Genomic DNA, 8237 nt, shown 5'->3' with positions numbered 1-8237 from the left:
CCCCGCCCATCGCCAATGCGGTACGGATGGTTTCCTGACATTTCTTTTCGCCCATAGAAACGACAACGACTTCATCAGCCTTGCCTGCTTCTTTCAGACGGATTGCTTCTTCAACCGCGATTTCGTCAAATGGATTCATCGACATTTTGACGTTCGCTGTTTCTACTCCCGTGTTGTCCGATTTGACACGGATCTTCACGTTGTAATCAATTACGCGCTTTACTGCGACGAGGACTTTCACTTTGATTACTCCTTCCCTAACCTAAATTTAAAATCGCCCGGTAAAACGCGGTGTGCGTTTTTCCAAAAAGGCACGAATACCTTCCTGACCATCCGGTGATCCCCCCATCCGGGCAATTGATTTGCCTTCCAGATGAAGCTGTGTGCTCAAATCATTACTAAAGCTGTCAATCAACAAGCGCCGTACGTTTCCAAACGCTTTTGTCGGGCCATTTGCCAGCTTATAGGCTAATCCTTGCGCGCTGGCCATCAACTGATCTTGTGGCACCACTTGGTTGGCAATGCCCCATTCGACGGCTTCCTCTGCACTGAGGGTACGATTTGTAATCATCAATTCTTCGGCACGACGCAACCCAACGATTTTGGGCAAAAAGAAACTCGCCCCACCATCGGGTGTTAGCCCAGCACCGGTATAAGCCATTGTGAAATTCGCATTCGGACTGACGATACAAAAACTGGAACACAGAACAAAAGAAAACCCGATCCCGGCGGTGACACCATCAACGGCTGCGACAACCGGGGCATCCATGCGGGCCAGCAATTCCATCGTAGGATGGAAATCTTCCAGCATCTCTTCCATGAAATGAGAGAGCTTATCACCCGCTTCTAAAAATTTGCCCAGATCGCCCCCTGCACAGAAAAACGGCCCCGGTGCAGCGGATAGAACGACAGCGCGGATATCATTATCCTGATCACATCGCGCAACAACGTCTTTTAATTCGTCAATCAGTTCCGGTGTTAATGTATTGGCCTGTTCGGGGCGGGCAAACATAATGTTCGCCACGCCTTTTTCCACGCCAAACTGTAGTGTTTGATAGGACATACCCATGCCTTCCCTGCCTAGAGGAACAAATCCGGCAACAACGGATTGCCCGGTTTGACCGCATAGTGATCCAGATCCGTAATGCCTTCTTCTGCCAGCACGTCTTCATCAATGAAGAAATTCCCGGTGCAGGTTTTGGAATCACGTGTCAGGATGATATGGGCGCAATCGGCCACAATATCAGGTGTGCGGCAATAGTCAGGTTTGACCTGATCGCCCAACATGGCAAGAGCTGCCGTATAGATCACGGTTTTCGGCCACAACGCGTTTACAGCCACCCCTTGATCGGCAAATTCCGCAGCCATACCGAGGACGCACATGCTCATACCATATTTCGCAATGGTATAGGCCGTATGTCCACCAAACCATTTCGGATCCATGCTCAACGGTGGGGACAGGTTCAGGATATGTGGGTTTTCAGCCTTCAACAGGTGCGGCAAACAGGCTTGGGAAACCGCAAAAGTCCCGCGTGCATTGACCTGGTTCATCAAGTCATAGCGTTTCATCGGGGTTTGCAATGTGCCCGTCAGGCTGATGGCAGATGCATTATTGATACAAATATCAAGCCCGCCAAAGGTTTCTACCGCCTGATCGACGGCCGCTTTAATTTGATCTTCGTCACGAATATCAACCACCAGCGGCAAGGCTTTACCACCCGCCTGTTCAATTTCTTTGGCTGCGGAATAGATCGTTCCCGGCAGTTTCGGGTTTTCTTCTGCCGTTTTGGCCGCAATTACAATATTGGCTCCGTCTTGAGCCGCTTTCTTCGCAATGGCTAACCCGATCCCACGGCTGGCGCCGGAGATAAAGAGGGTTTTATCTTTTAAAGTTCCCACGTTTCCTCACTGTTTTGGAATATATTTGCCCAAGGCCTGATCCGCCGAATGCCAGTCGGCAATCCACTGCGGTAAAACCGGGCTTTCATCATTGATCCCTGCGTAATGCAGCAGGGTTTTGGTTGGTACATTTCCATCTGCCCCGCGAAACAAAACCTTAACGGTGCCCACGGCATAGACATGACCTTTTGAGATAAACTTCTGTTCTATAAAGACCCATTTTTCATCCCATCCGGCAATGCGTGTCACCAGATCAAATTTTTGAAAGGGTCTTAAGGATTTGAAATACCGGATGGTCGAACTTCCCAGCAACGGCATCCATTTATATTTGAACATGGGACGATGCAGACCGGCCCGAAAGGCCATATCCATACGCCCAATATCCATACAAGACAGATAACGTCCGTTGTTTTTATGCAGATTGAAGTCTAGATCCATCGGCCAGACACGCATATTCACCGCAAAAGGTTCCAGCGCGTTTACCGAAGGTGTGCGACGCAAGAAGGCCGCCATAAATACCTTGGTCATTCGTAAATGCATATTCATGGCAGCCTCTTCGTCGTCATGCCTTAAAACAAATCTTCATCCAGTTCCATCATGGAGGAACCGCCTGCCATGATAGAGGAGAACAAAGAACTGCATTGCGGCAGGAGTTTCTGCATAAAGAAACGCGCGGTTGTGATTTTAGCGCGATAGAAATCGCCTTCATCACCGTCTTGTTTGTCTTTGGCGACTTCAACCATACGACACCACATGTACGCCAGACCGACAAGGCCGAACAGACGCAGATATTCGGTTGCACCGGCTGCGGCTTCTTCTGGCTTGCCCATGCCGACACGGGCCAATTGACCTGTTGCCTGTTGCAAACGACCGAATGCTTTGGCTAACGGTTGAACGAATTCGCCCAATTCGTCATCCATCACGTTTTGTTCGATATAGTCCTGAACCGGATGGAAGAAACGGCGCAGCAAACGACCTGCTTTGTCCGGCATTTTACGACCAATGAGATCAAGGGCCTGAATGCCGTTGGTGCCTTCGTAAATCTGGGCAATACGGCAATCACGCACGTATTGTTCCATACCATGTTCACGAATAAATCCGTGACCACCGAACACCTGCATACCGTGGTTTGTAGCCTCATAACCCAAATCGGTGAACAAAGCTTTGACAATCGGTGTCATCAATTGAACGAATTCATCGGCTTCTTCACGACGTTGCGCGTCTGGATGTTTACGTGAAATATCCAATTGTTGCGACACCCAGCCGCCAAACGCGCGGCAACCTTCCATATAGGCACGTTGTGTCATCAACATACGGCGCACATCCGGGTGAACGATGATTGGGTCTGCCGGTTTATCAGGGTGTTTTACGCCTGAAATCGAACGACCTTGCAAACGTTCTTTGGCATATTCCACAGCCCCTTGATAAGAGGCTTCGCCCAAACCAAGACCTTGAATACCAACAGCAAGGCGTTCCTGGTTCATCATAGCGAACATGCCCTGCATGCCTTTGTTCAAGGTGCCGACCAGCCAACCTTTGGCATTGTCGAAATTCATCACGCAAGTTGCTGATGCCTTGATCCCCATTTTATGTTCAATGGAGCCACAAGAAACATTGTTAAATTCACCGGCTTCGCCATCTGCATCCGGCAGATATTTCGGCACCACAAACAGGCTGATCCCTTTGATCCCCTTGGGCGCATCCGGTGTGCGCGCCAGAACGAGGTGAATGATATTATCAGTCATATCATGTTCACCGGCAGAGATAAAAATCTTCGTCCCCGTGACCAGATAAGACCCATCATCTTGTGGGTCCGCCTTGGTACGGCAAAGACCCAGATCGGTCCCGCAATGCGGTTCTGTCAGACACATGGTACCAGACCACGTCCCATCGACCAACTTGGGCAGATAGGTATCTTTCAGTTCATCTGATGCAAAACCGTGCATCGCAGTGTAAGCGCCGAAAGAAAGACCGGGATACATCCCAAAAGACAGGTTGGCAGAACAAATCATTTCTTCCACCATCGTGTTGACCATCTTGGGCATGCCCATGCCGCCATAATTCGGGTCACATGCAATGGCCGTCCAGCCACCTTCGCGGAACAAGGTATAGGCGTCTTTGAAACCGGCCGGTGTGCTCACCTTGCCTTCGTTCCATTGACATTCTTCCTCGTCCCCTGATCGGTTCAGCGGAAAGAGAACTTCTTCGGTAATCTTTGCCGCTTCTTCCAAGATCGGTTCAACCAGATCGCGGGTGGCTTCTTCATAGCCCGGCAGTTCGCACAGTTTATCGCCTTCCAGCAATTCATAGAGCACGAACTTCATGTCGCGGATTGGTGCTTTATACGTTGCCATATTCTTAGTTCCTCAACGGTTTACCGGTTAACAGCATATGTTCGACACGTGCCAGCGTATCTGGATGGCGAACCATTTTCATAAAGCTTTCGCGTTCCAGTTCCAGAACGTCAGCTTCCGACATTTCCACAGTGGGATCCCCCTCTGCACCACCTGTCAGGATATCGGCCACTGCCAAAGAAACCACGCGGTCATGTTTGGTTGCTTTGCCTTGGCGAACGAAGCCGTCCACGGCCATTTCAAAGGCAACACGCGCACTTTCGCCCGGCAGGCGGAAGGTCGGTTTTTCAGGTACCTGATAATCAACCGCCAATTCCAATGCCTTCGCTTTGGCATCTGCCAACAGACGATAACGGTTCATGGTAATGCCATCGGTATCGCGCAAGACCATATTGGCCTTGGCTTCTTCGGCAGACTTCGCAACGGCTGCGGTTGAAATCAATTCAAACGCCTTGCCCGGTCCGGGCATAACACCACGCGGGTGCTTTGGATTAGTGGACCAACGGCGCAGCATCTCTTTGGTGCCACCCCATGCCGGAACCAAACCGACACCGACTTCGACCAGCCCTGTATAGGTTTCCACGTGAGCCTGAACCGCATCACTATGCAGCAGAATTTCACACCCGCCACCAAGCGCCATACCGGACGGTGCAGATACGACCGGGAACGGTGCATATTTCAGCGCCATATACGTGTCCTGACCGTTTTCAACCATATTTTCAATCTCGCTCCAAGCTGCGATATTGGCAGCAAAGATTGCAAGACCGAGGTTGGCCCCAACGGAGAAGTTCGTCCCTTCGTTATAAACAACCATTGCCTTGAAGTTCTTTTTCACTTCACGGATGGATTTACCAAGCAAGGCCATCAGATCAGGGTCAATTGAATTCATCTTGGATGTAAATTCAAAACAAGCTACACCGTCGCCAATATCCCACAAGGCTGCTGAACCGTTTTTCAAAACCGGCTCGGAAGCCAGCTTGATATCGGACAACATAATCACACCTTCCGGGCGAACCAGATCGGTATATTCACCGTCTGTTGTCAGGTATTGAACCTTGGCATTTTCCACACGGTAGAACGGGCGACCATCCGCCATTTTCAGGATAGCCGGCACTTCAAAACCGTCTTCTGCCAGCTTTTCGGCAAACCAGTCTGTACCCAGCTTGTCCATCAGTTCAAACGGACCGAATTTCCAGTTGTAACCAAGGCGCATGGCTTCATCAATTGCCGCCACATCATCGGCAGCTTCCGGGACCAACATAGCGGCATAAGCCAATGTTTGCGCTAAAACACGCCATGCGTAGTTACCGCCCTTATCCTTGTGCGTCACCAATTTACGCAGATCGCGCACGCTGGTACGGGCACTAGACAGACGGGCTTTGACTGTCGGGCGATATTCACCCGTTTGCAGGTCAATACCTTCTTTGACCTTTTTGCCGCCTTCACGGTTCAGGCGATAAAAACCACCTTTTCCTTTGCGCCCGGTATACCCATCGGCAATCATGTTTTCAATCAACGGCAAATCACGTTTGATTTTTACAAACGGATCATCTGCAGGCAGCAGTCCCACCATTGAATCAATGACATGCGGCATCAAATCCAGACCAACAAGGTCCATCAGGCCAAATACGCCGGTTTTCGGAATACCACAAGGGCGACCGATAATGGCATCGGCTTCTTCAATACTCAAACCTTGATCCAAAGCTTCGACGACCGCGCAATAAATCCAGAATACACCCAGACGGTTGGCGATAAAACCCGGACGATCTTTACAATGAACGATGGATTTACCCAGCTTGCGATCAGAAAAATCGCTGACTGTATCAATGACGCTTTGGCTTGTTTTCTCGCCCTTGACCACTTCAAGCAAGCGCATATAGCGCGGCGGGTTGAAAAAGTGGGTAATGCAGAAATCTGCCGCAAAGGCATCGGACATACCCGCCACCAGATTGTCCAACGGAATTGTCGAGGTGTTGGACGATACAATTGACCCGCTTTTTCGAACCGCATCGATCTTTTTATAAAGATCTTGCTTGATATCAAGACGTTCAATAACCGCTTCCACAATCCAGTCGCAATCACCAATCATATCCATATGATCTTCGATATTGCCCGGCGTAATGCGTTTGGCATTGCGTTTGTGGGTCAAGGCTGCCGGGTTGGACTTGATCAGTTTCTTGATCGCACCTTCGGCAATGGCGTTGCGGTTTTCCGCGCCGTTGGGAACAATATCCAGCAACAGCACGTCGTGTCCGGCGTTGGCGCAATGGGCGGCAATACCTGCCCCCATTACACCGGCACCGATCACACAGACTTTGTTGATGGTGCTCATTAGATCGCCTCCACGATTGTTGCGATCCCTTGACCGCCACCGATACATTGTGTAGCCAGACCGTATTTGCCGCCTTCACGTTTCAGAACGGAAGCAACCTTGCCAACGATCCGCGCACCGGTTGCACCCAACGGGTGACCCAAGGCAATCGCGCCGCCATCCAGATTGATTTTTGCCGGATCAAGGCCCAATTCACGAATACAGGCCAGTGATTGAGACGAGAACGCCTCGTTCAATTCAACCACATCAATGTCATCAACGCTCAGACCTGCGCGTTCCAATGCCTTGCGACTGGAACCAACCGGGCCCATGCCCATCACTTCCGGGTCACAACCGGAAACCGCAACAGACTTAATACGGGCCAACGGCTCAATCCCATTTGCATTGGCATATTCTTCAGAACAAACCAAAACAGCGGCGGCACCGTCAGTCAACGGCGAACTTGTCCCGGCCGTTACAGTACCGTTTGCATCAAAGGCCGGTTTCAACCCTGCAAGATCTTCTTTCGTTGTACCGGGACGTACGCAACCGTCTGTATCCACACCATTAATTGCGACGATCTCGTCTGCAAAACGGCCTTCAGCCTGTGCCTGCGCCATTTTCGCATGGGACGCAACGGCGAATTCTTCTTGGGCATCGCGCGAAATTTCATAACGCTTGGCAACTTCTTCAGCTGTATCGCCCATGCCCATGAAAGCACCCGGGTTACTTTTATAAAGTTGCGGGTTCGGCATCGGGTTGAAACCCATCAACGGCACACGAGTCATGCTTTCCACACCAGCGCAAATGAAGGCTTCGCCAGCGCCCATCGCAATGGCACCTGCTGCCTGATGGACAGACTGCATACTGGACCCGCAGAAACGGTTGACAGTCACACCACCGACAGAGTTCGGCAGACCGCTTAAAAACACGAGAATACGGGCCAAGTTAAAACCTTGCTCGCCTTCCGGGAAAGAACAACCACAAATCAGGTCTTCAATATCTTCCCCTTTAACCCCTGTCTTTTTGATCAGGTCGCGTACGACTTGAGCTGCCAAATCATCGGGTCTGACTTTTGCAAGTGCTCCCTTGTTTGCAAAGTGGAACGGGGAGCGAGAATAACCCGCGATGACTACGTTCTTCATAATTTACGTCTCCGTCTCTTAAATTACCTATACGTAACTTGTTGGTTATGCCATTACAGACCACATGCCGTGGCCACCTGTTTTTTGGCGTTTTAAGTCTTAGATACCCTCTTTTTCCTGAAGGGCTTCATCACACTGGCTTTCGATATCCTTTAATTCAACAAGGACAGATTCAAGTTCAATGCGTTGTTCTTCCAAATCGTCTATGCGGTGGCGTACTTTTTTACGCAACATCAGAATTTGCTCAACATGATCGACATCGGTCTCATAAAGGTCGAGAAATTCCCGAATTTCAGCAAGGGAAAAACCCAAGCGTTTGCCGCGTAAAATCAAAATCAAACGGGCCCGATCTTTGCGAGTATATACACGGGTTGTCCCGGCACGCTGCGGTGAAAGCAATTCCTTAGTCTCGTAAAAACGAATTGCACGCGGCGTGATCCCCAGCTCTTTCGCCAGTTCCGGTACCGTATAAAACTCATCTCCAATCATCAAACCCTCCTTGGTAATCTCATCTCGTAATTTAGATTA

The 8237-nt window shown here is 50.2% G+C and carries 8 protein-coding genes; all 8 read right to left on the bottom strand.

Annotation, left to right across the window (positions count from 1 at the left end; all coding sequences use genetic code 11):
- Positions 1 to 241: electron transfer flavoprotein subunit beta/FixA family protein (locus tag ACN0VA_RS15460; protein WP_417822028.1), on the bottom strand; the 241-nt coding region annotated here is incomplete at its 3' end.
- A 27-nt stretch (positions 242 to 268) separates the two neighbouring features.
- The gene (locus ACN0VA_RS15455; RefSeq protein ID WP_417822027.1) at positions 269 to 1063 is read right to left on the bottom strand and encodes an enoyl-CoA hydratase/isomerase family protein; all 795 of its coding nucleotides are present in this window, start codon (positions 1061 to 1063) and stop codon (positions 269 to 271) included.
- A 17-nt stretch (positions 1064 to 1080) separates the two neighbouring features.
- On the bottom strand, positions 1081 to 1899 hold the full coding sequence (locus ACN0VA_RS15450) for an SDR family oxidoreductase (RefSeq protein ID WP_417822026.1): 819 nt from the start codon (positions 1897 to 1899) through the stop codon (positions 1081 to 1083).
- A gap of 6 nt (positions 1900 to 1905) precedes the next feature.
- Positions 1906 to 2445, bottom strand: coding sequence for a thioesterase family protein (locus ACN0VA_RS15445; protein ID WP_417822025.1), 540 nt, complete (start codon positions 2443 to 2445; stop codon positions 1906 to 1908).
- Positions 2446 to 2468: 23 nt separating this feature from the next.
- A complete protein-coding gene (locus ACN0VA_RS15440; protein WP_417822024.1) occupies positions 2469 to 4253 on the bottom strand; it encodes an acyl-CoA dehydrogenase C-terminal domain-containing protein in 1785 nt (594 codons plus the stop codon).
- Positions 4254 to 4257: 4 nt separating this feature from the next.
- Positions 4258 to 6585, bottom strand: coding sequence for an FAD-dependent oxidoreductase (locus ACN0VA_RS15435; RefSeq protein WP_417822023.1), 2328 nt, complete (start codon positions 6583 to 6585; stop codon positions 4258 to 4260).
- On the bottom strand, positions 6585 to 7709 hold the full coding sequence (locus ACN0VA_RS15430) for a thiolase family protein (RefSeq protein ID WP_417822022.1): 1125 nt from the start codon (positions 7707 to 7709) through the stop codon (positions 6585 to 6587). The genes ACN0VA_RS15435 and ACN0VA_RS15430 overlap by 1 nt, the downstream gene beginning before the upstream one ends.
- Before the next feature lie 99 nt (positions 7710 to 7808).
- The gene (locus ACN0VA_RS15425) at positions 7809 to 8198 is read right to left on the bottom strand and encodes a MerR family transcriptional regulator (RefSeq protein ID WP_417822021.1); all 390 of its coding nucleotides are present in this window, start codon (positions 8196 to 8198) and stop codon (positions 7809 to 7811) included.
- Between the last annotated feature and the right edge of the window lie 39 nt (positions 8199 to 8237).

Source organism: Terasakiella sp. (genome assembly GCF_048267425.1).
Taxonomy (GTDB): domain Bacteria; phylum Pseudomonadota; class Alphaproteobacteria; order Rhodospirillales; family Terasakiellaceae; genus Terasakiella.
The sequence above is the reverse complement of the archived record's forward strand: the minus strand, read 5'-3'. Positions and strand labels throughout refer to the sequence as shown.

Excerpts from the sequence above, each read along its gene's own strand:
- ACN0VA_RS15455 (WP_417822027.1), bottom strand. The coding sequence starts at position 1,063 with ATGTCCTATCAAACACTACAGTTTGGCGTGGAAAAAGGCGTGGCGAAC.
- ACN0VA_RS15445 (WP_417822025.1), bottom strand. The coding sequence starts at position 2,445 with ATGAATATGCATTTACGAATGACCAAGGTATTTATGGCGGCCTTCTTG.
- ACN0VA_RS15440 (WP_417822024.1), bottom strand. The coding sequence starts at position 4,253 with ATGGCAACGTATAAAGCACCAATCCGCGACATGAAGTTCGTGCTCTAT.
- ACN0VA_RS15435 (WP_417822023.1), bottom strand. The coding sequence starts at position 6,585 with ATGAGCACCATCAACAAAGTCTGTGTGATCGGTGCCGGTGTAATGGGG.
- ACN0VA_RS15430 (WP_417822022.1), bottom strand. The coding sequence starts at position 7,709 with ATGAAGAACGTAGTCATCGCGGGTTATTCTCGCTCCCCGTTCCACTTT.
- ACN0VA_RS15425 (WP_417822021.1), bottom strand. The coding sequence starts at position 8,198 with ATGATTGGAGATGAGTTTTATACGGTACCGGAACTGGCGAAAGAGCTG.